The organism is Ferrovibrio sp. (assembly GCF_036381655.1).
Classification (GTDB): Bacteria; Pseudomonadota; Alphaproteobacteria; order Ferrovibrionales; family Ferrovibrionaceae; genus Ferrovibrio.
The window spans coordinates 75,863-96,986 of the sequence record NZ_DASVCJ010000064.1 but is presented as its reverse complement, the minus strand read 5'-3'; the positions used below and the strand labels follow the sequence as shown (position 1 = coordinate 96,986).

The window sequence follows — 21,124 nt, the reverse complement described above, 5'->3', positions numbered from 1 at the left end:
GCGCGGCATCGTCGCTCCTGAAAAGGCGTTGGTGGTCTGGCTCAGTGCTTGGGGTGCATGCCGCCGGGCATATTTCCAGGCATGGCTCCCGGCGTCGCGCTCGTGGCGCCCGGCGTCAGCACCGGAACATCCACGGTCACCGTGCCGGCCTTCTCGAAGGTCAGCGTCAGCGGGAAATGATCGCCCTGCTTGAGCGGGTGCTTCAGCCCGATCATCATCACGTGATAGCCGCCCGGCTGCAGCAGCGCGGTGCCGCCGGCCGGGATGGGGACGCCATCGACCGGGCGCATGCGCATCGCGCCGCCCTCCATGGCGTGTTCGTGGATTTCGACATTCTCGGCCACCGGCGCGGCGGCACGGATCAGCTTGTCGTCGGTTTTGCCGCTATTGGTCAGTTGCATGAAGGCGCCGCCGACCTTGGCGGGCGTGGCGCGGGCGAAGGGTGCGACGATGCCGATATCGCCGATGGTGGCGGCCGGCTTGGCGTCCGCCGTGCCAGGCTGCTTCGCCTGCGTCTGGCCCATCTGCATGTGGTCATGCATCATGCCGCCCGGCATGCCGCTATTGTCGGCGACGCGGATCAGTACGGCGGGATATTCGAGATCGTGCCGCGACTGCCCCTTGGCCGGAATCTGGCTCCAGAGTAAACGGGCGCTGCCGCAGGTCTGCGTGATCGGCAGCCAGTATTGCGCCCCGGCCGTCTTCGGTATCTGCAGCACCAGGCCGAAATCGTCGAACTGATCGTCCGGCAGATTGCCGCCGCTCCAGGTCACGGCGGAAACGACGTGGTCGATGCGCTGGCCATGCAGCGCCTCGACCGGCTGGGGCAGGGCTTTCTTTTCGATGGCGACCTGCCAGCCGGGCTTGGCCTGCGGCGTGGCGCCGAGGATGCCGTCCGGAATGCCGACGCGGATCGCCGTGGTGGCTTGGCCGTCGCAGCCATGCGGAACGCGCAGGGATGTATGGAAATAGCTGCCGGCAGCGGCATTGGCCGGATCGGCGCTGATATGGGCGAAGGCGGGCATGGCCGCGAGGAAGGCGACGAGCGCGGCGCCCGTCATGGCAGGACGTGACATGGAATGCTCCCAAAGATCCAGAGAAAAGAGAAAGGATTCGCGGATCAGTGGGACAAGGGGGGAGCCCGCGCCTGCGGCAGGCCGGTCGGCGATGGCGGCAGGACAGCATCCTGGGCCGGGGCGAAGGAGAGCGCGGCGATGGCGGCCGGCAAGGCGAGCAGCAATCCGGCCGGCAGAAGGCCGTGGCTCAGGCTGCCCAGCGCATGGCAGAGCGGGCAGCCGATCTGTACGTTCTGCGGCTTCGGGGACGTGTTGTCCGCATCGGCAGGCTGGCCATCCCGGGGCACGCCATCCTGGATTGCGCCGTCCCGAATAGTGATGGTGCGCAGGCCCAAAGCCGTGCAGATGACGATCTGTTCGATCCCGTTGCCGTCTGCGGCTTGGCCGGCCGCGCGCATCGCCGCGTTGTGCGCCAGGGGCAAAAGCCCCTGCATCGCCAGAGCCAGCAGCGCCAGCATGGTGGCGATGCGGCACCGCGAAAAGGCGGCCAGGACGGCAGCCCGGAAAGCGACCTGGGCGGGGCGGGCGGTGGACATGGTCTTAGGCTTTACTCTGCGGCTTTGGCCGCGGCAAGGGAGTTGCGTGCCGCCACAATGTCACAGGGGCGCCTTGCCGGGGTTGCGGTACATCAAACGGTCTGCCGGTTTTCCGCTGCCGGGCGGCGCTGACGCACCCTTGACTTCCTTCAGGGCGATTGCTATCTCGCTAGGCGACCGGCCTTTCTTTCTTCCGGGCCGGGGCCGTCTCGGCACCTCCGCTTTCCAATTTATCGTCGTTCCCCCGGTATCGCGGATCCAGCGTAGGCGGCTGCAATCTCCCTTCACAGGCGGCTGCGTTCCGAGCGGATGCGGCGCCCAATTTTTCCCAACCAAACAGAACGACCCCCGAGTCCACGAGTCCGTCCATGAACCTCCACGAACTGAAATCCAAATCGCCGACCGAACTGCTTTCCTTCGCCGAGGAATTGCAGATCGAGAACGCCTCCACCCTGCGCAAGCAGGACATGATGTTCGCCATTCTCAAGCAGCTCGCCGAGAAGGAAGTGGAGATCACCGGCGAGGGCGTGCTCGAAGTGCTGCAGGACGGTTTCGGCTTCCTGCGTTCGGCCGAGGCGAATTACCTGCCGGGCCCGGATGACATCTATGTCAGCCCGAACCAGATCCGCCGCTTCGGCCTGCGCACCGGCGACACCATAGAAGGTACGATCCGCGCGCCGAAGGACGGCGAGCGCTATTTCGCCCTGCTCAAGGTCAACACGATCAACTACGAGGACCCCGAGCAGAGCCGCCACAAGGTGCATTTCGACAACCTGACGCCGCTCTATCCGACCGAGCGCCTGCGTATGGAAATGCCCTCCACGGACGAGCCGGTGCCGGTCAAGACGCGCGGCGAAGCCGCCAAGCGCGAAAAGCTGGTCTCGATGCCCAAGAAGGACATCTCGGCCCGCGTCATCGACCTGATCGCGCCGCAGGGCAAGGGGCAGCGCGCCCTGATCGTCGCGCCGCCGCGCACTGGCAAGACGATGCTGTTGCAGAACATCGCCCATGCGATCAGCCACAACCATCCGGAGGTCTATCTGATCGTGCTGCTGATCGACGAGCGGCCGGAAGAAGTCACCGACATGCAGCGCACCGTGAAGGGCGAGGTGATTTCCTCCACCTTCGACGAGCCGGCCTCGCGTCACGTCCAGGTGACCGAGATGGTGCTGGAAAAGGCCAAGCGCCTGGTCGAGCATAAGCGCGATGTCGTCATCCTGCTCGACTCGATCACGCGACTGGCGCGCGCCTACAACACCGTGGTGCCCTCCTCGGGCAAGGTGCTGACCGGCGGCGTGGACGCCAATGCGCTGCAGCGGCCGAAGCGCTTCTTCGGCGCCGCCCGCAATATCGAGGAGGGCGGCTCGCTGACCATCATCGCCACCGCGCTGATCGATACCGGCTCGCGCATGGACGAAGTGATCTTCGAGGAGTTCAAGGGCACCGGCAATTCGGAAATCGTGCTCGACCGCAAGCTGGCCGACAAGCGCACCTTCCCGGCGATCGACATCACCAAGTCGGGCACCCGCAAGGAGGAGCTGCTGGTCGACAAGGGCACGCTGGCCAAGATGTGGGTGCTGCGCCGCATCCTCATGCCGATGGGCGGCCAGGACGCGATGGAGTTCCTGCTCGACAAGATCAAGCACAGCCGCACCAATGCCGAGTTCTTCGACTCGATGAATACCTGAGGCGGCAGACGCGGCAGCGATACCGGCGGGCGGGGTCATTCCCGCCCGTTTTCGTTTGTTTTCCGCTTATGCCTGGCCGGGCGGATCGAAGCCTGTCTGCGGCAAAATGCGGCAGTGCGGGCTGCGGCGGGGCTGTTGCGCCGTGCCGCTTTGGCTTATATAAAAATGCAAGTCATTTGCAAAACTGAGGGAGTGTAAGGTGTTTCAATCGACCCGTGTGTCCCAGGTTGCGTTTCTGGCTGCTCTTCTGCTGACCGGCATCGTTGCCATCGCCGGCGCCGGTCCGGCCCGCGCCGGGGAGACGCCGGTTTTCACCCTTACGATCAAGGATCACAAATTCGATCCCGCAACGCTGCAAGTGCCGGCCGGCAAGCGCTTCGAGCTGGTGGTGAAGAACGCCGACGCGACGCCGGAAGAGTTCGAAAGCAAGTCGCTGCGCCGCGAGAAGATCATCAAGGGCGGCGATCAGGCGACGATCAAGCTGGGGCCGCTCAAGCCCGGCACTTACGATTTCTTCGGCGAATTCCACGAGGATACCGCCAAGGGCAATATCGTCGCCAAGTAACGGGACGCCTGCCTCCGATTGCCGTAGCGAGGGTTCGACATGCTGGCCGCCGCCGTCATCGTTTTCCGTGAAGCGCTCGAAGCGGCGCTGGTGATCAGCATCGTGCTGGCCGCGACCACCGGCGTGGCCGGCAGCCGCCGCTGGGTCAGCTACGGCATCGTCGCCGGCATCGCCGGCGCGGTGATCGTCGCGGCCTTCGCCGATCAGATCTCGGATGCCTTCGGCGGCAGCGGGCAGGAATTGTTCAACGCCGTCATCCTGTTCACCGCCGTGGCGATGCTCGCCTGGCATAACATCTGGATGCAGCGCCACGGCAAGGAGCTGGCGCGCCATCTCGGCTCGGTGGCCGCTTCGGTGCGGGCCGGCGGGCGTCCGCTCTCGGTGCTTGCCATCGTGGTCGGCGCGGCGGTGCTGCGCGAAGGCGCCGAGACGGTATTGTTTCTCTATGGCATCCTGGTCGGCAGCAGCGCCTCGGAAATTCCCGCCACCCTGCTGGGCGGCGTGATCGGGCTGGGGATCGGCGCGGTGGTCGGCGCGCTGCTGTATCTCGGCCTGCTGCGGATTCCGAGCCGCTATCTCTTCTCCGTCACCAGCATCATGGTCAGCCTGCTGGCGGCCGGCCTCGCCGCGCAGGGCGTGGCCTATCTCGCCGCAGCGGGAATCATTCCCGGCCTTGGCGCGACGCTGTGGGACAGCTCCTGGCTTCTGTCGGAAAGCAGCCTGCCCGGCCGCCTGCTGCATACCCTGATCGGCTATATCGAACAGCCCACCTCGGTGCAGCTCGCGGTCTATCTTGCCACGCTGATCGGCATCACGCTCGCCGCCAGGCTGGTCGCGGCTGCGGCGCCGGCGCATCGCTCGCAGCAGCCGCAGAAGGCCGCCGGCGAATAACCGGCGGCGACGCCGCACGGCATCATTCATTCGCATCATTCGTCTTCCTGACGATACCGAAACGTCGCTGCCTGCGACAGGCTGACGCAGCAAGCGATCGTCGCTGCACCGCATGGCCTGCGACGCCATGCCGCGCCTGACTTAAATATGCATTTGATGTGCATCAATATGAATTGCGGACTTCAGGAGGACACTCGCAAGCGTGATGGCAGGAACCAAGGAGGTTGCCATGAACGCTTCTTTGAAGATCGCAAAACGCCGGCTCGGCTATCTTGGCGGTGTCGCGTTGGCTGCTCTGCTGTTTGCTGCGCCGCTTGCGCCGGCCCAGGCTGCCGATGCCGAAGCTGCGCAGCCGAAGATCGCCGATATCGTTCGTGCGCCGACCGATCTGCCGCCGCCGCTGACACGGCGTGCGCCGGCCCATGTCACCGTCAATCTCGACACCGTCGAAGTGACCGGTCAGCTCGCCGATGGCACGACCTACAACTACTGGACCTTCAACGGCAAGGTGCCCGGTCCGTTCGTGCGCGTGCGCGTCGGCGACACCGTGACCGTGAAGCTGCATAACGAGGAGAGCAGCGGCATGGTGCATAATGTCGACTTCCATGCCGTGACCGGCCCGGGCGGCGGTGCCGCCGCCACCGAGACCGATCCGGGCGGCGACAGCAGCTTCACCTTCAAGGCGCTCAATCCCGGCCTGTATGTCTATCACTGCGCGGTGATGCCGGCGGCGATGCATATCGCCAGCGGCATGTACGGCATGATCCTGGTCGAACCGGAAGGCGGCCTGCCGAAGGTCGATCATGAGTTCTATGTCATGCAGGGCGAGATCTATACCGAACAGCCGCTCGGCACGCCCGGCGAAGCCGATGCCAGCCCGGAGAAGCTGCTGAACGAGCGCCCGGAATACTTCGTCTTCAACGGCGCGGTCGGCGCCTTGACCGACCAGAAGCCGCTGCAGGCCAAGGTGGGCGAGACGGTGCGCATCTATTTCGGCGTCGGCGGTCCGAACTTCACCTCGTCCTTCCATGTGATCGGCGAGATCTTCGACCACGCCTATCCGTTCGGCACCCTGACCTCGGCGCCGAGCAAGGACGTGCAGACGATCACCGTGCCGCCGGGTGGCGCCACCGTGGTGGATTTCAAGCTGCAGGTGCCCGGCCGCTATGTGCTGGTCGATCATGCCCTGTCGCGCGTGCAGCGCGGTCTGGTCGGCTTCCTCAACGTGACCGGCCCGGCCGACAAGAGCATCTTCGACGACGGCAAGGCGCCGGCGGCGAAGAGCAGCGAGGCTGCCCCGATGCCGGCGCATGACAAGAGCAATCCCCTGCATCTGGCCTCGATGCACTAAGCCGGCTCGGCTGCGAACTGCGACGAATGGGCGGGAGACTCTCCCGCCCATTATATTTTTGCGTCCGTTTTCGGGCGCCCTTGCGTCGCTTTCCGCGCCGCCTAATTTCCCGGTCAGGCTTGGATCAAGGAGGGCCTGACCATGCAACGGGGCAGTCTTGCAATGGCCGCGGCGATGATGGTTGCCTTTGCCGCCTGGCCGGCAGCGGCGGCGATGCAGAAGACGGCGGCGAAGCCGATGCAGAAGACCATCGAGGTGAACGCGATCGATGCCAACGGTATTGGCGCCGCGATCGGCACGATAACGGCGCAGGATACCCGCCAAGGGCTGATGCTGACGCCGAACCTGAAGTCGCTCGCGCCGCCCGGCCCGCACGGCTTGCATGTCCACGACAAGGGCAATTGCGGCGCCGGCCCGGGGCCGAACGGCCAGATGGCGGCCGGCATGGCCGCCGGCGGCCATCTCGATCCGAAGCATACCGGCAAGCATATGGGCCCGACGGCACGGGGCGGCCATCTCGGCGACCTGCCGCCGCTGGTGGTCGATGACGATGGCAGCGCGACCCTGCCGGTGCTGGCGCCGCATCTGAAGCTGCGCGACCTTGCCGGTCACGCGCTGATGATCCATGCCGGGGGCGACAATTTCAGCGATGAGCCGGCGCCGCTCGGCGGTGGCGGCGGCCGCATCGCCTGCGGCGTGCTGAAGAAATAGCTCCCGGATTGCCATCCGCTGTCCGCCATGGTCGAATGGCGGCGGTATGGCGGCCATTCCGCAGCATGCGAAAGACTGGCTCGACTTCGCCCGCGATCCGCTGAGCGGCACGGAAGCCTTGCGCGCGCAGTTTCATGGCCATGCCTATGATCCGCATTTCCACGACCAGGTCCTGGTCGGCGTCACGCAGCAAGGCGTGCAGCAATTCCGGGCCCGGCGGCAGGTGCACCGCAGCACGCCCGGCCGGCTGATCTTCATCGAGCCCGGCGAAACCCATGACGGCGAGGCGGCGGAGAATGGCGGCGAAGGTTTTACCTACGCCATGCTGTATTTCGATCCGCATTGGCTGCGGGATTCCGCTGCCCTTTGCGCGGGCAGGGGCGACGGCAAGGCGGCTTTTAGCTTTCCGAAAACGCTGGACGACGATCAGCGGCTGGCCCGCGCCATCCTGAAAGCCTGCGCGCAGATCGCTGCGCCGGACAGCCGCATGGCCTGCGATGCGGCGCTCGATGCCGTCACGGCGCTGCTGATTCGCCGCTATGGCGTTCCGCATGCCGCATCCGAGCGGGCGCCGCGCATGGCGGCGCGGGCGCGCGAGATCATCGATGCCTATAGCGAGCGCGATCTCGGCCTGCAGGATCTGGCCGATCTCGCCGGCACCGACCGCTTCCGCCTCAGCCGTGCCTTTGCCGCCGCCTACGGTCTGGCGCCGCATGCCTATCTGGTGCAACGCCGTCTCAACCAGGCGCGGCGCCTCCTGGCCCGGGGCGAAAGCCCGGCCGATGTCGCCGCCAGCACCGGCTTTGCCGATCAGAGCCATATGGGGCGCTGGTTCCGCCGCGCCTACGGGATGACGCCGGCGGCTTACCGCAAACTCTGCACAGACGTTCCAGACAGCGGCTGAGGCCGCCGCAATCTTTGCGGCGCGATAACCAAAAAGAAGAAGCGGAGGCCGCAATGTTCACCACCAAGATCGCCATCGTCGTGCGCCAGGATCTCGCCGTCTGGCAGAAGCTCAATGTCGCCGCCTTTGTGGCCAGCGGCATCGCCGCCGCCGTGCCGGACTGCATCGGCGAGCCTTACATCGACGCCACCGGCCGGTCCTACGCGCGCATGGCCGGCCAGCCGATCCTGGTCTTTGCCGGCGATCTGCCGCAGTTGCAGAAGGCGCATCGCGCAGCGCTGGAGCGCGATCTGACCGTCGTGCCGTATATCGAGGCGATGTTCGCCACCGGCCACGATGCCGCCAATCGCGCCGTCTTCCGCGAGAGCAATCCGGAGAGCCATCACTGGGCCGGGCTCGCGCTCTACGGCGAGCGCAAGGCGGTCGACAAGGCGGTGAAGGGGCTGTCGCTGCATCCGTGAAAAATCACTCGCCGGGCATTTCAGAGCTTGCTTTTGATAATCATTCGCATATAATCCAGGTCATCGCGCTCCGGTTACCCACCCCACGAGTTGCGATGTCATAGGTCGCCCCGCCACCTTGCTGGTCGTGGCGGGGTTGGGCCGGTCCGGCAGAAATGGGGCATTGCCGGACCGGCCCAGACCGATGGAAACCATTCTGCGGCAATGTCTTACGTGCGATGTTTCGCGAGGTAGCCCTGCAGGACCGTCAGCAATTCAGCACGCGCCGCCGGGATTGGTTCTGGAGCCTTCTGCTCGGCGGCTGAGCCGCTGCGCCGCTGCGCGCGTACTATGAGCCTGACGCAGATCTAATTTGCGTTTTCTGGTGTGGATCAGGATTGACTGATTATTCCCGGTGTGAAAAATGGGGGTCGTCCGGTTATGGCCGGACCGCGGGATTTGAGGGGCAGCTTGCGCCGCGTCACCAACGCTAAAGCGCCACGGCGGAATGTCGTGGGCCCGAAGTTTGGTATCGGAGCGACCCATGCGCGCCATGCAATTCCATCCCGTTCCCGCCATCGCGGCAGCCGCCGCGAAAACCTTGCGCAAAACATCCCTCTGCTGTTGTCGCTGATCGCGCCGTTTCCGCTTTCGCGTTTGTGATCCGACAAAGAGTTTTTGCACCGGCCGAGGCCGGATGTGGAGGGTTCCATGACTGAAGCCTATGTGATCGAGGCGGCCGGCGAGGCCGCCGGTGTGGTGATCCGCGAGCGCGGCGGATTCCGCTTTTTTGCGTCCGCGCCGCGCTATGGCGCCATCGAACGGCGCCTGTTCCGCCATGCCGCCGATGCCGAACGCGCCGCTCGCCAGCTGCGGCGGGCTGATTACGAAGAGGTCCTGCGATGATCGATCTGCGCCATGTCGGCAAGAGCTTCACCGGCCCGCAGGGGACGGTGGAAGCCCTGCGCGACATTTCCCTCCATATCGCCGCCGGCGAAATCTTCGGCATCATCGGCCGTTCCGGCGCCGGCAAGTCGACGCTGATCCGCTGCATCAACCTGCTGGAGCGGCCGAGCCGCGGCCAGGTGCTGGTCGATGGCCGCGATTTGACCGCCCTGGGCGCGGCCGATCTGCGCGGCGCCCGGCGCGAGATCGGCATGATCTTCCAGCATTTCAACCTGCTGTCCTCGCGCAATGTATTCGACAATGTCGCGCTGCCGCTGCAATTGCGCGGCGAAAGCCGCCCGGCGATCGAAGCCAAGGTGACGCCTCTGCTCGAACTGGTCGGCCTCGCCGACAAGGCCGAGCGCTACCCGGCCGAGCTATCCGGCGGGCAGAAGCAGCGCGTCGGCATCGCCCGCGCCCTGGCGACCGGCCCCAAGGTGCTGCTGTGCGACGAAGCGACCTCGGCGCTCGATCCCGAAACCACCGAGCAGATTTTGGCGCTGATCAAGGAGCTTCGCGACCGGCTCAAGCTCACCGTCGTGCTGATCACCCATGAGATGGCGGTGGTCAAGGAGATCGCCGACCGCCTCGCGGTGATGGAGCAGGGCCGCGTGATCGAGCAGGGTGCGACCTTCGACGTCTTCACCCGCCCGCAGCACGACACCACGCGCAGCTTCGTCGCCGACCTGATCGGCTTCGATCTGCCGCCGATGCTGCAGCGGCGGATCGCGGCGGACGATGCGGATAGCCGCAACCCGGGCAAGTGGGGCTGGCGGCTGCTGCGCATCCTGTTCACCGGGCCGCATGCCGACGATCCGGTGATCGCCGAGCTCAGCCGCAATCTCGATCTCGACATCAGCATCCTGCATGGCCGTATCGACGAGATTCAGGGCCGGCCCTTCGGCACCATGGTCGTGCGGCTGCCCGACGATGCGGCGAAGGTCGCTGCCGCCAGGAGTTATCTCGCCGCCCGTCAACTTTTCGTGGAGGAACTGGGTCATGTCCACCGCCTTGATCGCGCTGCTGGTTGACGGCCTGCTGGAAACCCTGGCGATGGTCGGCATCGCCGGCGGAATCGCCGCCCTGTTCGGCATCCCGCTCGGCGTCGTCCTCGTGCTGACCGACCGGCAGGGGATCCTGCAGAACCTGGCGCTGAACCGCGTGCTTGGCCTCGTCGTCAACGCGACACGCTCGACGCCCTTCATCATCCTGATGGTGGCGATCATCCCCTTCACGCGGCTCGTCGTCGGCACCTCCATCGGCACGGCGGCGGCGATCGTGCCGTTGACGGTCGCGGCGGTCCCCTTCATCGCCCGCCTGGTGGAAACCGCGCTGCGCGAAGTGCCGGCCGGCCTGATCGAGGCGGTAGAAGCCATGGGGGCGACGCCGTTGCAGATCGTCACCCGCGTCCTGCTGCCCGAGGCTCTGCCTGGCATCGTCGCCGGCCTCACCATCACCCTGGTCAGCCTGATCGGCTATTCGGCCATGGCCGGCGCGGTCGGCGGCGGCGGCCTGGGCGATATCGGCATCCGCTACGGTTACCAGCGCTTCCAGCCCGAGGTGATGCTGGCCGTGGTTCTGGTGCTGATCGTCTTCGTCCAGGGCGTGCAGTCGCTCGGCGACCGTCTGGTCCGCAAGCTCAGCCACCGTTGAGAGTTTTCGTCCAAGTCTCCCCAACCATAAAAAGGAGTATCGTGATGTCTGCTTCGCTTACCCGTCGGCATCTTGCCGCGCTCGGCCTGGCCGCTCTGCTGGCCGCGCCGGCCGCTCAGGCCCAGGACAAGCCGATCAAGATCGGCGTCACCGCCGGCCCGCATGCCGAGATCATGGAAGTGGTCAAGAAGGTGGCCGAGAAGGACGGCCTGAAGATCGAGATCGTCGAGTTCAGCGATTACGTGCAGCCGAATGCGGCGCTCAACGCCGGCGACCTGGATGCCAATTCCTATCAGCACCTGCCGTATCTGGAGGCGCAGATCAGGGATCGCGGCTACAAGCTGAGCAATATCGGCTACACCGTCGTCTTCCCGATGGGCATCTATTCGAAGAAGGTGAAGTCGCTGTCAGATCTGAAATCCGGCGCCCGGCTGGCGATCCCGAACGATCCGACGAATGGCGGCCGCGCCCTGCTTCTGCTGCAGCGCGCCGGCGTGATCAAGCTCAAGCCCGCTGCCGGCCTGAAGGCCTCGCCGCTCGACATCGTCGACAATCCGAAGAATCTCAAGATTCTCGAACTCGATGCCGCCCAGCTGCCGCGCTCGCTGGACGAGGTCGATGCCGCGGCGGTCAACACCAATTACGCCATCACCGCCGGCCTGCAGCCGACGCGCGATGCCATCGCCATCGAGGATGCGAAGTCGCCCTATACCAACATCATCGCCGTGCGCACCCAGGACAAGGACAAGCCGGAATTCGCCAGGCTGGTGAAGGCTTATCATTCGCCAGAAGTGAAGGCCTTCATCGAACAGAAGTATCAGAAGGCCGTGGTGACGAGCTGGTAAGCGGGAAAGATCAATCCGTCGTCCGCGCGCGCTTGACCAGCCTGACCAGCTCGGCGCGCGCGGCGTCGGCATCCAGCACCGGCTGCTCGAACGGCAGGCGGGCCAGTTCGTAGCCGGTCTCGTCCGAGCCGCGGAGCAGGTCCGCCCCTTCCGGATCGATGCCGCACATGCGCCAGCCGCCATGCGGCTTGCCGAGCAGATGCGTGGCATAAAGCTGCACGGCATCGGTATGCTCGTCGTTCATATGGGCAAGGATGTCGGCTTCCGCGGCGGCCAGGGCAGCCGTGTCCTCCTCGAAGGCATAATCGTTGAACCAGTGGATGCGGCCGAAGCCTGCCACGATATGGGCGCGGTTGACGGCGACGCGGTAAAAGGCGAAGTCCTGGAAGCTGGCATACATCGCCGCCCCCGGCTGGCGGCGCAGGAAGCGTTCGCGATGCTGCGGCTCGTCGGTGCGCTCGGCGCGGCCCAGCAACGACACGCGCGGCCCGGTCAGCGGCTCGGCAAAGCCCGCGGTGCCGTCGCAGAGCAGCGACACGCGCGGATCGGCGGTCAGGTTCTTGGTATGGTCGGCCAGACGCGAGATCAACAGCAGCGGACTGGCGTCCAGGTCGAAGGCGACCAGCGCCAGCGAGGCATAGGGCCGGCCCGAGCCATCCGCCATCAAGGTCGCCAAGGTTGCCGTGCGGCAGGCGCGGGCCACCGCACGGGCTTGGACGGCAGGCGTGGTGTCCGCGATCACGGCAGCAAAAGGGTCGAGCCGGTGGTCTTGCGCGCCTCCAGATCGGCATGGGCCTTGGCGGCGTCCTTCAGGGCGTAGGTCTGCTTGATCTCGATCCTGACCTTGCCCGCCTTGACGACATCGAACAGCGCATTGGCCGAGCCGATCAGATCGGCCCGCTTCGCCGTATAGGTCACCAGGGTCGGCCGGGTGACGTAGAGCGAGCCCTTGCCGGCAAGGATGGAGATATCTACCGGCGGCACCGAACCGGAGGCGTTGCCGAAGCTGACCATCAGGCCGAACGGCCGCAGGCAGTCGAGCGAGCCCGACCAGGTATCCTTGCCGACGCCGTCATAGACGACAGGCAGGCCTTCGCCCTTGGTGATTTCCTTGACGCGCTCGACGAAATTCTCGGTGCGGTAGTTGATGACGTGATCATAGCCGTGCTCGCGCGCCAGCTTGACCTTGTCCTCGGAACCGACCGTGCCGATCACCGTGGCGCCCAGGGCCTTGGCCCATTCGCCGAAGATCAGGCCGACGCCGCCGGCGGCGGCGTGGAACAGCACGGTGTCGCCCTTCTGGATCTTGTAGGTGCGCCGCACCAGGTATTCCGCCGTCATGCCCTTCAGCATCATGGCGGCAGCCTGCTGGTCGCTGATGCCGTCGGGCAGCACGACGCAGCGGTCGGCCTGCATCAGCCGCTCTTCCGAATACGAACCGAGCGGCTGCGAGGCATAGGCCACGCGGTCGCCGACCTTGATGTCGCTCACGCCGGGACCGACCGCCGTCACCGTGCCGGCGCCCTCCATGCCCAAGGTCAGCGGCAGCGGCAGCTTGTACAGGCCGCTGCGGTGATAGGTGTCGATATAGTTCAGGCCGGCGGCGGTGGTCTTGAGACGGATCTGGCCCTGGCCCGGCTCGCCGACCTCGACGGCCTCCCATTTCATCACTTCCGGGCCGCCAACCTGATGAATACGGATCGCATGTGCCATTTTTATCTTTCCTTGGACTTGGGGATGGTGGTTCAGGCTAGGTGTTTTTTGAAGAAGTCGGCGGTGCGCTGGTTGGCGAGGTCGGCCGCCTTCTGGTCGAAATGCTCGCCGCCGGCGCGGGCGAAGGCGTGATCGCAGCCGGGATAGTCATGCAGCGTGATGAGCGGGTTGTCCTTCAAGGCGGCCTTGATCTGCGCCTGCGCCTCTTTCGGGACGAATCTGTCCTCGTTGGCGATATGCAGCATCAGCGGCTTGCGGATGTTTTTCGCTTCCGCCAGATGCTCGGTCAGCGCCACGCCGTAATAGCCGACGGCGGCATCGACATCGCTGCGGCAGGCCATCAGATACGCCAGCCGCCCGCCCAGGCAGAAGCCGACCGTGCCGGCCTTGCCGCTGCAGCCCGGCGATTTGCGCAGAACGGCCAGGCTGGATTTCAGGTCCTCGATTCCCTTGTCGAGATCGAAGCCGTTGAACAGCTTGAAGGCCTTGTCCCATTCTTCCTTGGTCTTGTCGGTGATATCGACGCCGGGCTCCTGGCGCCAGAACAGATCCGGGCAGAGGGCCAGGTAGCCCTGCGCGGCCAGGCCGTCGCAGATGTCGCGCATCACCTTGTTGACGCCGAAGATTTCCTGGATCACCAGAATGCCGGGACCTTTGCCGCCGGCCGGTTCGGCCAGATAGGCCGAGAAATTGCCGCCGTCATGCGCCTGGATGGTGAGTGTCCTGGCCATTGTTCCCTCCGCTGTTTTCGCTGATTGACGCCGCAGCGACTCTAACGGCAGGAGCCGGCGGCAATCAATCGCCGGCCCGTGGTATGCGCGTGGTAAGTATCAGATTGGTCCGCAGCGCCGGTTCTCTGGCGCAGCAGTCCGGCACGCATTGCAGGCCGGCGGTCACCGCAAGCCCGCTGCAAACAGGCTGACCTGCTCCGGCGGCACGAAAGCGCCTTCATGGCGCAGCAGCCAGCGCTTGGTGGCCAGACCGCCCATGCCGGAATAGCCACCCACCTCGCCGCCGGCGGCCAGGATGCGGTGGCAGGGGATGATCACCGGGATCGGATTGGCGCCGCAGGCGCCGCCGACCGCCCGGGCCGGGGCATTGGTGGCCGCCGCCGCCTCGCCATAGGTGCGGGTCTCGCCCATCGGGATCGCCAGCATGAAATCCCACACCGCTTTCTGGAAATCGCTGCCGGCCGGCTGCAGCGGCAGGTCGAAACGGTCCAGTTTTTTGGCGAAATAGGCCGCCAGTTGCCGTTCCGCCTCGGCGAGGACCGGCATGGCCCTGCCGCCACCCGGCCTGCCGCCCCAATCGACCGCCGTGATCGCCTCCGGCTTCGCCGTCACGGTCAGCGGCCCGAGCGGGCTCGGCACCACGATCCAGGATATCTCCGCCGCATTCGCCATTTTGGCCTCTCTTCCGCCCCGGTACTGGACTTGAGCCAGTGCCTTACTATGGTTGGGCACCCTATATATAACAAGTCCGCATTCTTGCCGTATCACTCCCCGGAGTATCGTCCATGTCGCAAACCCCCGTTACCGTTCTGACCGGCTATCTCGGGGCCGGCAAGACGACGCTGTTGAACCGCATCCTGACTGAGCCGCATGGCAAGAAATACGCCGTCGTGATCAACGAGTTCGGCGAGGTCGGCATCGACAACGATCTGGTGGTGGATTCCGACGAGGAAGTCTTCGAGATGAACAACGGCTGCATCTGCTGCACCGTGCGCGGCGACCTGATCCGCATCATCGAAGGCCTGATGAAGCGCAGGGACCGTTTCGATGGCATCATCGTCGAGACCACCGGCCTGGCCGATCCGGGTCCGGTGGCGCAGACCTTTTTCGTCGATGAAGACGTCGCCCGCCGCACCAAGCTGGATTCGATCGTCACCGTGGTCGATGCCCGGCATCTGCCGGCGCGCCTGAAGGACAGCCGCGAAGCGGAAGAGCAGATCGCCTTCGCCGACGTCATCATCCTCAACAAGGCCGATCTGGTCTCGCCCGACGAGATGGCCGAGGTGGAAGCGCGCATCCGCGCGGTGAACGCCTATGCGCCGATTCACCGGGCCACCAGATGCGACGTGGCTCTGGACAAGGTGCTGGACCGCGGCGCCTTCGATCTCGACCGCATCGTCAGCCTGGAGCCGGATTTCCTGAAGGCGAACCCGGCGCATGGCGAGCCCGGCCATGTGCATGACGAGCATTGCGGACATGACCACGACCATGATCACGATCATCACCACCATGACCATGAGCATGATGCGACGGTGAAGAGCGTATCGCTCACTGCCGATGCGCCGATCGATGCGCGCAAGTTCGATGCCTGGATCAGCGAGCTGCTGGCGACCAAGGGGCCCGACATCCTGCGCGCCAAGGGCATCCTCGATTTCAAGGGCGCCGACAAGCGCTTCGTCTTCCAGGCCGTGCATATGATCAAGGACGGCGATTTCCAGCGGCCCTGGCGCGAGAATGAGCCGCATGTCTCGCGCCTCGTCTTCATCGGCCGCGATCTCGATGCCGCCGCCTTGAAAAAAGGGTTCGAGGCCTGCCGTGCCTGAGGTCAGCTCCGCCGGCGCGACGCAGGTCGGCTTTCGCGCCTATCTTTGGCAGTTCAAATCTGGCGTCGTGGCCGCCGCCGCGGCCGAATCCGCCGGCGTCGCCGGCTTCGGCCTGGGCGACGGCTCGATCGCCTTGCGCGTATTCGCCGAGCCGGAAGCGCCCAGCACGCGGCGGCTGATCGCCCATCCCGACGCGGCCCTGCTGTGCCTGGCGGCTTCGCCTGACGGAAAGGGCTTTTTGAGTGGCGGCGATGACGGCAAGCTGATGCTCACCACCGTCGCCGGCGAGGGACGCGAGCTTGCGGCGGTGCCGCGCAAGTGGATCGAGCATGTCGCGGTCGCCGATAACGGCAGCGCCATCGCCTATAGTGCAGGCAAGCGCCTGGGGTTGCTGAACGGCCAGGATACGACCCGGATCGCCGTCTTCGAGGATCATCCCAGCACGGTGACCGGCATTGCCTTCAATCCGAAAGGCAAGCGGCTGGCGGCGGCGCATTACGGCGGCGTCAGCCTGTGGTGGGCCAAGGCAGAGCCGCAGCAGGCGAAGCGGCTCGCCTGGAAGGGTTCGCATGTCGCGGTGACATGGTCGCCCGACGGCAAGTTCATCATGACGGCGACGCAGGAGAACGAGTTGCATGGCTGGCGGCTCGCCGACAGTGCCGATATGCGCATGAGCGGCTATCCGGCCAAGCCGAAAAGCTTCTCCTGGTCGCGCGATGGGCGCTGGCTGGCAACCGGCGGCGCCGAAGTCGCGGTGGTCTGGGATTGCAAGGGCAAGGGACCGATGGGCAGCGTGCCGGTCGAGCTCAACCGCGGTGCGCTGGTCACCCATGTGGCCTTCCACCCCCGCCATGGCCTGCTCGCCTCCGGCCATGCCGATGGCTGGCTGAGGCTGGGGCGGCTTGCCGACAGGTCGGGCATCGAGCTCGAGCGGATCGGCAACGGACCGGTGACGGCGCTGTGCTGGAGCGGCGATGGGCGTTATCTGCTGGCCGGCAGCGAGGACGGCGCGGCGGCAATCCTCGATTTCGGCACTGCCTAGCGGCTGACCCGGGCGGCCCGCGCGATGCGCAGCAGCGCGTCGCCGCAGGCCGCCGCCGCCGGCATACCGGTGCTTTTTGCCGTCAGCTCGGCTTCCGTCAGAATCTCCAGCGCGCGCATCAGCCGATCGCTCGACCATTGCTTGAGCTGACGCTCGAAGCCGTCGCGCCGCGTCCAATGCACGCCGAGCCGGGTCGGATCGACGCGATTGCCGGCCTCCCGGCTGCCGGCGGCCAGATGCAGCTTCTGGCCATGCTTTTGCGCCACGCGCAGGATCGCCACCGGCGATTCACCCGCGCTCTCGCAGCGGGTCAACGCATCCGTCAGCGCCGCGAAATCGCCGCTGAAGGCGGCAAAGGCGGCATCGTCAAGGAACAATGTCGCGCTGTCGCCGACCACGGCCTCGCAATCTTCCAGGCTGATCGGCGTTGCATCACCGCCCTTGTACAGCAGCAGCTTGGCGATCTCGCCGCGGCTGACCATGCGGTCGGTGCCGAGATTGTCCGCCAGCCAGGCCACGGCCTCCGGCGCGATCTTCTTGCCCGCTTCGTGCACCATGGTTTCGATCAGCGTATGCAGGGCGCGCTGGTCATCCGCGTAGCAGCCGAGCGCAGCGGCAATCGGCGAATCCTCGAAGGCGCCGCGCAAGGACGACCGCGCCGCCAGCTCGCCGGCCTCCACGACGATCAGCGCATCGCCCACCGGATCGTCCAGGAAGCCTTCCAACAGCTTGGCATTGCGATCGCCGGCACCCGAAACCATGACGACGCGGCGGCCGCCGGTCAGTGCGATCGCGGCCGCTTCGTCGGCGAGCCGCGCGGGATCTTCGTGCAGTTGCGCGCCGGTCAGCGTGGCGACGCGAAAGGGGTCGCTCAGATCCGCGACGACGCTCTGCGCGATCTGTTTGGCGCGTTCGCGGATCAGGCCGGCATCCGTGCCGAACAGCAGCACGGCGCGGATTTCCGGCCGCGGCCGTTTGACAAAGGCCTCGACCTCCCGCGCCTGCAGCTTCATTTGGCGGTCTGCTGCTGTTGCTGCTGCAGCAGCAATTGTTGTTGCCGCAATTCGCGCCAGCGGTCGAAATAATTGGCCAAGCGGATGCGGACCTGCTCGGCGGTATCGCGCAGGGCGCGCGCACGGGCATCTCGTTCGGCTACGAGATTGGCGTAATCGTTGACCGTCTGATTGAACGACGCCTGGCTGGAAGCGCCGCCGGAAACGACATACTGCCCCGTCTGGTAGTCGCGCAGGTAATAACTGACGCTGACCTGCAGATTGCTGCGCGTGACCGTTTCCGAGCGGGTAACGAAAACCGAGCCTACGGATTCCGTAATCTTGTACTCCAGGAGATAGCGCGGCTGCTCCGGGCTGCCTTCGGGCGTCAGCATGTCGAGCAGAGTGTTGCGGAACTCCTGGTCGGTCCGGGTATCCGGCTGCATGATCGACACTTGCGCGAATTCCGGCACGACGCCTTGGCCGCTGCCGCGCTGGCCATAAAGCGGCCGGAAGCCGCAGCCGGCAAGTCCGGCCAGCGACAGGGCGAGCAAAGCCGCGGCGGTTTGCCTAGACCACCACATTGACGATCCGGTTCGGCACCACGATCACCTTGCGCACCGGTTTGCCGTCGATGGCGCGCTGTACATTGTCGTTGGCCAGGGCAAGCTTTTCCAGCTCGCCCTGCGCCATGTCGCGCGCAACCTCGATAGTGGCGCGCAGCTTGCCGGAAACCTGCACCGCAATCGTCACCGTATCGTCACGGGCAAGATCGGCGTCAGCCACCGGCCAGGGCTGATCGAGCAGCAGGCCGTCGTTACCCAGCGCCTGCCAGATCTCTTCGGCCAGATGCGGCACCATGGGGCCGATCAGCTTGGCCAGAGTCTCCAGCGCCTCGCGCCGCGCCCAGGCGGTGGCCGCATCGTCGTCCTTGACCGCCTCCAGCAGGTTGGCGAATTCATGCACGCGGGCGACCGCCTTGTTGAAATGGAACTGCTCGAGATCGCCGGTCAGGGCAAGGATCGTCTTGTGCAGGGCGCGGCGCAGCTCCAGGGCAGCGCCCTTCCACGCGGCCGGCTGCGGTGCGGCCTTGGGCGCGATCGGGCCTCTCGGCTCGGAGACGAGCCGCCAGAGCCGCTGCGTGAAGCGCCAGGCGCCTTCGACGCCGGATTCGGTCCATTCCAGGTCGCGTTCCGGAGGACTGTCGGACAGCATGAACCAGCGCGCCGTGTCGGCGCCGTATGTGTCGATGATCAGGCCGGGGTCGATGACGTTCTTCTTCGATTTCGACATCTTCTCGACGCGGCCGATGGTGACCGGCGCGCCGGTGCGGATATGGCTGGCCGTATCGCCCTCTTTCTTGACCTCGGTCGGCATCAGCCAGGCGCCCGAGGCGTCGCGGTAGGTCTCGTGGCAGACCATGCCCTGCGTGAACAGGCCGGCGAAGGGCTCGCCGCTTTTCAGCGACAGATGCCCGGTATCGCGCAGGGCGCGGGTGAAGAACCGCGAATACAGCAGGTGCAGGATGGCATGTTCGATGCCGCCGATATACTGATCCACCGGCATCCAGTAATCGACATCGGCCTGCACCAGCGGCACATCGGCGCGCGGACTGCAGAAGCGGGCGAAATACCAGGAGCTGTCGACGAAGGTGTCGCAGGTGTCGGTTTCGCGCTGCGCCTTGCCGCCGCAGGACGGGCAGCTCACATGCTTCCAGGTCGGATGATGATCCAGCGGATTGCCCGGCTTGTCGAAAGTCACGTCATCGGGCAGCAGCACCGGCAGATCGGCGTCCGGCACCGGCACGATGCCGCAGGTATCGCAATGGATGACCGGGATCGGGCAGCCCCAGTAGCGCTGGCGCGAGACGCCCCAGTCGCGGAGCCGGAATGTCGTGGTGCCTTCGCCGGCGCCGAGCTCTTCGAGCCTGGCGATCGCCGCGCGCTTGGCGCTGGCGACATCGAGGCCGTCGAGAAAGCCGGAATTGATCGCCACGGTGTTGTCGGTTTCGAGGAAGGCTTCGCTGCCGATCTCGATGTCGCTCTGTCCTTTCGGGGCCACCACGGCTTTTACCGGCAGGCGGTATTTGCGCGCGAAATCCAGGTCGCGCTGGTCATGGCCGGGGCAGCCGAAGATCGCGCCGGTGCCGTATTCCATCAGCACGAAATTCGCCACGTAAACCGGCAGGGTCCAGCTTGGATCGAACGGATGCACGGCTTCGACGGCGAGGCGATAGCCCTTCTTCTCGGCCTTCTCCAGTTCGGCTTCCGCCGTGCCGGTCTTGCGGCATTCCTCGATGAAGGCGGCAAGCTTCGCATCCGACTTCGCCATCTCTGCGGCCAGCGGGTGATCGGCGGCGATGGCGACGAAACTGGCGCCGAACAGGGTGTCCGGCCGGGTCGAATAGACTTCGATCTTGTCCTTGCGATCCTTCAGCGCAAACGAAAAGCGCGCGCCTTCCGATTTGCCGATCCAGTTCTGCTGCATCAGCCGCACGCGCTCGGGCCAGCGGTCCAGCCCGTTCAGCGCCTGCAGCAGATCGTCGGCATAGGCCGTGATCTTGAGAAACCATTGCGACAGCTTGCGTCGCTCGACCAAGGCACCCGAACGCCAGCCGCGGCCGTCGATGACCTGCTCGTTCGCCAGCACGGTCTGATCGACCGGGTCCCAGTTGACGAAGCTTTCCTTGCGATAGATCAGCCCCGCCTTCAGGAAATCGAGAAACAGCTTCTGCTGGTATTTGTAATAGCCGGGATGGCAGGTGGCGAATTCGCGACTCCAGTCGAGCGACAGGCCCATGCGCTGCAATTCCGCGCGCATATTGGCGATGTTGTCATAGGTCCAGGCGGCGGGGTGGACCTTTTTCTCCTGGGCGGCATTCTCCGCCGGCAGGCCGAAGGCATCCCAGCCCATCGGATGCAGCACGTTGAAGCCGCGCGCGCGCTTGTAGCGGGCGACGACATCGCCCAGCGTGTAGTTGCGCACATGGCCCATATGGATGCGCCCCGACGGGTAGGGGAACATCTCCAACACGTAATATTTCGGGCGACCGGGATCGGTGACGGCACGGAAGGCCTGCCGCTCGTCCCAGATTTTCTGCCACTTGGCTTCGACCGCTTTGGCGTTATAGCGGGACATCGACATCTACTCTTTCAATCGGACATGTCGCCGTGTCGGCGATGAAGGTGGGGCGGCAAGAACGGTGGCGGCGGGCCGGC

The 21,124-nt window shown here is 65.6% G+C and carries 22 protein-coding genes; 13 read left to right on the top strand and 9 right to left on the bottom strand.

All coding sequences use genetic code 11. The annotated features are described in order from the left end of the window. Nucleotides 1-41: 41 nt before the first annotated feature. The gene (locus tag VF194_RS13740) at nucleotides 42-1,076 is read right to left on the bottom strand and encodes a DUF1775 domain-containing protein (protein ID WP_330891748.1); all 1,035 of its coding nucleotides are present in this window, start codon (nucleotides 1,074-1,076) and stop codon (nucleotides 42-44) included. 44 nt (nucleotides 1,077-1,120) lie between these two features. Beyond that, complete coding sequence (locus VF194_RS13735) at nucleotides 1,121-1,612, bottom strand: DUF2946 family protein (RefSeq protein WP_330891747.1); 492 nt, start codon at nucleotides 1,610-1,612, stop codon at nucleotides 1,121-1,123. Between the two features lie 368 nt (nucleotides 1,613-1,980). Here VF194_RS13735 and rho point away from each other — a divergent pair, with 368 nt between their 5' ends. The 11 genes from rho (at nucleotide 1,981) to VF194_RS13680 (ending at nucleotide 11,605) form a co-directional block, all read left to right on the top strand. After that, complete coding sequence (gene rho / locus VF194_RS13730) at nucleotides 1,981-3,300, top strand: transcription termination factor Rho (RefSeq protein ID WP_330891746.1); 1,320 nt, start codon at nucleotides 1,981-1,983, stop codon at nucleotides 3,298-3,300. A gap of 199 nt (nucleotides 3,301-3,499) precedes the next feature. Beyond that, on the top strand, nucleotides 3,500-3,865 hold the full coding sequence (locus VF194_RS13725) for a cupredoxin domain-containing protein (protein ID WP_330891745.1): 366 nt from the start codon (nucleotides 3,500-3,502) through the stop codon (nucleotides 3,863-3,865). Between the two features lie 39 nt (nucleotides 3,866-3,904). Continuing rightward, nucleotides 3,905-4,756: an FTR1 family iron permease gene (locus VF194_RS13720; RefSeq protein ID WP_330891744.1), complete on the top strand. Its 852-nt coding sequence runs from the start codon at nucleotides 3,905-3,907 to the stop codon at nucleotides 4,754-4,756. A 229-nt stretch (nucleotides 4,757-4,985) separates the two neighbouring features. Continuing rightward, on the top strand, nucleotides 4,986-6,107 hold the full coding sequence (gene nirK / locus VF194_RS13715) for a copper-containing nitrite reductase (RefSeq protein WP_330891743.1): 1,122 nt from the start codon (nucleotides 4,986-4,988) through the stop codon (nucleotides 6,105-6,107). 141 nt (nucleotides 6,108-6,248) lie between these two features. Next, on the top strand, nucleotides 6,249-6,818 hold the full coding sequence (gene sodC / locus VF194_RS13710; RefSeq protein ID WP_330891742.1) for a superoxide dismutase [Cu-Zn] SodC: 570 nt from the start codon (nucleotides 6,249-6,251) through the stop codon (nucleotides 6,816-6,818). A gap of 46 nt (nucleotides 6,819-6,864) precedes the next feature. Further along, nucleotides 6,865-7,722 carry an AraC family transcriptional regulator gene (locus tag VF194_RS13705; RefSeq protein ID WP_330891741.1) on the top strand — a complete coding sequence of 286 codons (858 nt, stop codon included), beginning with the start codon at nucleotides 6,865-6,867 and terminating at the stop codon, nucleotides 7,720-7,722. A 53-nt stretch (nucleotides 7,723-7,775) separates the two neighbouring features. Continuing rightward, entirely contained in the window at nucleotides 7,776-8,183 is a 408-nt protein-coding gene (locus tag VF194_RS13700) for a DUF2000 family protein (RefSeq protein WP_330891740.1), read from the top strand. Nucleotides 8,184-8,873: 690 nt separating this feature from the next. Next, nucleotides 8,874-9,068: a hypothetical protein gene (locus VF194_RS13695; RefSeq protein WP_330891739.1), complete on the top strand. Its 195-nt coding sequence runs from the start codon at nucleotides 8,874-8,876 to the stop codon at nucleotides 9,066-9,068. Next, nucleotides 9,065-10,138: a methionine ABC transporter ATP-binding protein gene (locus tag VF194_RS13690; protein ID WP_330891738.1), complete on the top strand. Its 1,074-nt coding sequence runs from the start codon at nucleotides 9,065-9,067 to the stop codon at nucleotides 10,136-10,138. Before VF194_RS13695 ends, VF194_RS13690 begins: the two co-directional genes overlap by 4 nt. Continuing rightward, nucleotides 10,107-10,760 (top strand): methionine ABC transporter permease, encoded by a 654-nt coding sequence (locus VF194_RS13685; protein WP_330891737.1) that lies wholly within the window; start codon nucleotides 10,107-10,109, stop codon nucleotides 10,758-10,760. Before VF194_RS13690 ends, VF194_RS13685 begins: the two co-directional genes overlap by 32 nt. 44 nt (nucleotides 10,761-10,804) lie before the next feature. Then, nucleotides 10,805-11,605: a MetQ/NlpA family ABC transporter substrate-binding protein gene (locus tag VF194_RS13680; protein ID WP_330891736.1), complete on the top strand. Its 801-nt coding sequence runs from the start codon at nucleotides 10,805-10,807 to the stop codon at nucleotides 11,603-11,605. Nucleotides 11,606-11,615: 10 nt separating this feature from the next. Here the strand turns inward: VF194_RS13680 and VF194_RS13675 are convergent, their stop codons facing one another. The 4 genes from VF194_RS13675 to VF194_RS13660 all read right to left on the bottom strand — a co-directional run bounded on the left by VF194_RS13675 (nucleotide 11,616) and on the right by VF194_RS13660 (nucleotide 14,721). Further along, a complete protein-coding gene (locus tag VF194_RS13675) occupies nucleotides 11,616-12,347 on the bottom strand; it encodes a HugZ family protein (protein ID WP_330891735.1) in 732 nt (243 codons plus the stop codon). Beyond that, a complete protein-coding gene (locus tag VF194_RS13670) occupies nucleotides 12,344-13,318 on the bottom strand; it encodes a quinone oxidoreductase (protein ID WP_330891734.1) in 975 nt (324 codons plus the stop codon). Before VF194_RS13670 ends, VF194_RS13675 begins: the two co-directional genes overlap by 4 nt. 32 nt (nucleotides 13,319-13,350) lie before the next feature. Beyond that, nucleotides 13,351-14,049 carry a dienelactone hydrolase family protein gene (locus tag VF194_RS13665; RefSeq protein ID WP_330891733.1) on the bottom strand — a complete coding sequence of 233 codons (699 nt, stop codon included), beginning with the start codon at nucleotides 14,047-14,049 and terminating at the stop codon, nucleotides 13,351-13,353. 162 nt (nucleotides 14,050-14,211) lie between these two features. Beyond that, nucleotides 14,212-14,721, bottom strand: coding sequence for a methylated-DNA--[protein]-cysteine S-methyltransferase (locus VF194_RS13660; RefSeq protein WP_330891732.1), 510 nt, complete (start codon nucleotides 14,719-14,721; stop codon nucleotides 14,212-14,214). A 113-nt stretch (nucleotides 14,722-14,834) separates the two neighbouring features. Here VF194_RS13660 and VF194_RS13655 point away from each other — a divergent pair, with 113 nt between their 5' ends. Continuing rightward, a complete protein-coding gene (locus tag VF194_RS13655; protein ID WP_330891731.1) occupies nucleotides 14,835-15,872 on the top strand; it encodes a GTP-binding protein in 1,038 nt (345 codons plus the stop codon). Continuing rightward, nucleotides 15,865-16,914: a WD40 repeat domain-containing protein gene (locus tag VF194_RS13650; RefSeq protein ID WP_330891730.1), complete on the top strand. Its 1,050-nt coding sequence runs from the start codon at nucleotides 15,865-15,867 to the stop codon at nucleotides 16,912-16,914. Before VF194_RS13655 ends, VF194_RS13650 begins: the two co-directional genes overlap by 8 nt. Here VF194_RS13650 and holA read toward each other — a convergent pair. The 3 genes from holA to leuS are packed head-to-tail and all read right to left on the bottom strand — an operon-like array spanning nucleotide 16,911 to nucleotide 21,050. Then, nucleotides 16,911-17,927, bottom strand: coding sequence for a DNA polymerase III subunit delta (holA, locus tag VF194_RS13645; protein ID WP_330891729.1), 1,017 nt, complete (start codon nucleotides 17,925-17,927; stop codon nucleotides 16,911-16,913). The genes VF194_RS13650 and holA overlap by 4 nt on opposite strands. Continuing rightward, on the bottom strand, nucleotides 17,924-18,490 hold the full coding sequence (gene lptE / locus VF194_RS13640; RefSeq protein WP_330891728.1) for an LPS assembly lipoprotein LptE: 567 nt from the start codon (nucleotides 18,488-18,490) through the stop codon (nucleotides 17,924-17,926). Before lptE ends, holA begins: the two co-directional genes overlap by 4 nt. Then, a complete protein-coding gene (leuS, locus tag VF194_RS13635; protein ID WP_414656107.1) occupies nucleotides 18,477-21,050 on the bottom strand; it encodes a leucine--tRNA ligase in 2,574 nt (857 codons plus the stop codon). Before leuS ends, lptE begins: the two co-directional genes overlap by 14 nt. Between the last annotated feature and the right edge of the window lie 74 nt (nucleotides 21,051-21,124).

Excerpts from the sequence above, each read along its gene's own strand:
- VF194_RS13740 (WP_330891748.1), bottom strand. The coding sequence starts at position 1,076 with ATGTCACGTCCTGCCATGACGGGCGCCGCGCTCGTCGCCTTCCTCGCG.
- VF194_RS13735 (WP_330891747.1), bottom strand. The coding sequence starts at position 1,612 with ATGTCCACCGCCCGCCCCGCCCAGGTCGCTTTCCGGGCTGCCGTCCTG.
- rho (WP_330891746.1), top strand. The coding sequence starts at position 1,981 with ATGAACCTCCACGAACTGAAATCCAAATCGCCGACCGAACTGCTTTCC.
- VF194_RS13720 (WP_330891744.1), top strand. The coding sequence starts at position 3,905 with ATGCTGGCCGCCGCCGTCATCGTTTTCCGTGAAGCGCTCGAAGCGGCG.
- nirK (WP_330891743.1), top strand. The coding sequence starts at position 4,986 with ATGAACGCTTCTTTGAAGATCGCAAAACGCCGGCTCGGCTATCTTGGC.
- sodC (WP_330891742.1), top strand. The coding sequence starts at position 6,249 with ATGCAACGGGGCAGTCTTGCAATGGCCGCGGCGATGATGGTTGCCTTT.
- VF194_RS13705 (WP_330891741.1), top strand. The coding sequence starts at position 6,865 with ATGGCGGCCATTCCGCAGCATGCGAAAGACTGGCTCGACTTCGCCCGC.
- VF194_RS13700 (WP_330891740.1), top strand. The coding sequence starts at position 7,776 with ATGTTCACCACCAAGATCGCCATCGTCGTGCGCCAGGATCTCGCCGTC.
- VF194_RS13695 (WP_330891739.1), top strand. The coding sequence starts at position 8,874 with ATGACTGAAGCCTATGTGATCGAGGCGGCCGGCGAGGCCGCCGGTGTG.
- VF194_RS13690 (WP_330891738.1), top strand. The coding sequence starts at position 9,065 with ATGATCGATCTGCGCCATGTCGGCAAGAGCTTCACCGGCCCGCAGGGG.
- VF194_RS13685 (WP_330891737.1), top strand. The coding sequence starts at position 10,107 with ATGTCCACCGCCTTGATCGCGCTGCTGGTTGACGGCCTGCTGGAAACC.
- VF194_RS13680 (WP_330891736.1), top strand. The coding sequence starts at position 10,805 with ATGTCTGCTTCGCTTACCCGTCGGCATCTTGCCGCGCTCGGCCTGGCC.
- VF194_RS13670 (WP_330891734.1), bottom strand. The coding sequence starts at position 13,318 with ATGGCACATGCGATCCGTATTCATCAGGTTGGCGGCCCGGAAGTGATG.
- VF194_RS13665 (WP_330891733.1), bottom strand. The coding sequence starts at position 14,049 with ATGGCCAGGACACTCACCATCCAGGCGCATGACGGCGGCAATTTCTCG.
- VF194_RS13660 (WP_330891732.1), bottom strand. The coding sequence starts at position 14,721 with ATGGCGAATGCGGCGGAGATATCCTGGATCGTGGTGCCGAGCCCGCTC.
- VF194_RS13655 (WP_330891731.1), top strand. The coding sequence starts at position 14,835 with ATGTCGCAAACCCCCGTTACCGTTCTGACCGGCTATCTCGGGGCCGGC.
- holA (WP_330891729.1), bottom strand. The coding sequence starts at position 17,927 with ATGAAGCTGCAGGCGCGGGAGGTCGAGGCCTTTGTCAAACGGCCGCGG.
- lptE (WP_330891728.1), bottom strand. The coding sequence starts at position 18,490 with ATGTGGTGGTCTAGGCAAACCGCCGCGGCTTTGCTCGCCCTGTCGCTG.
- leuS (WP_414656107.1), bottom strand. The coding sequence starts at position 21,050 with ATGTCGATGTCCCGCTATAACGCCAAAGCGGTCGAAGCCAAGTGGCAG.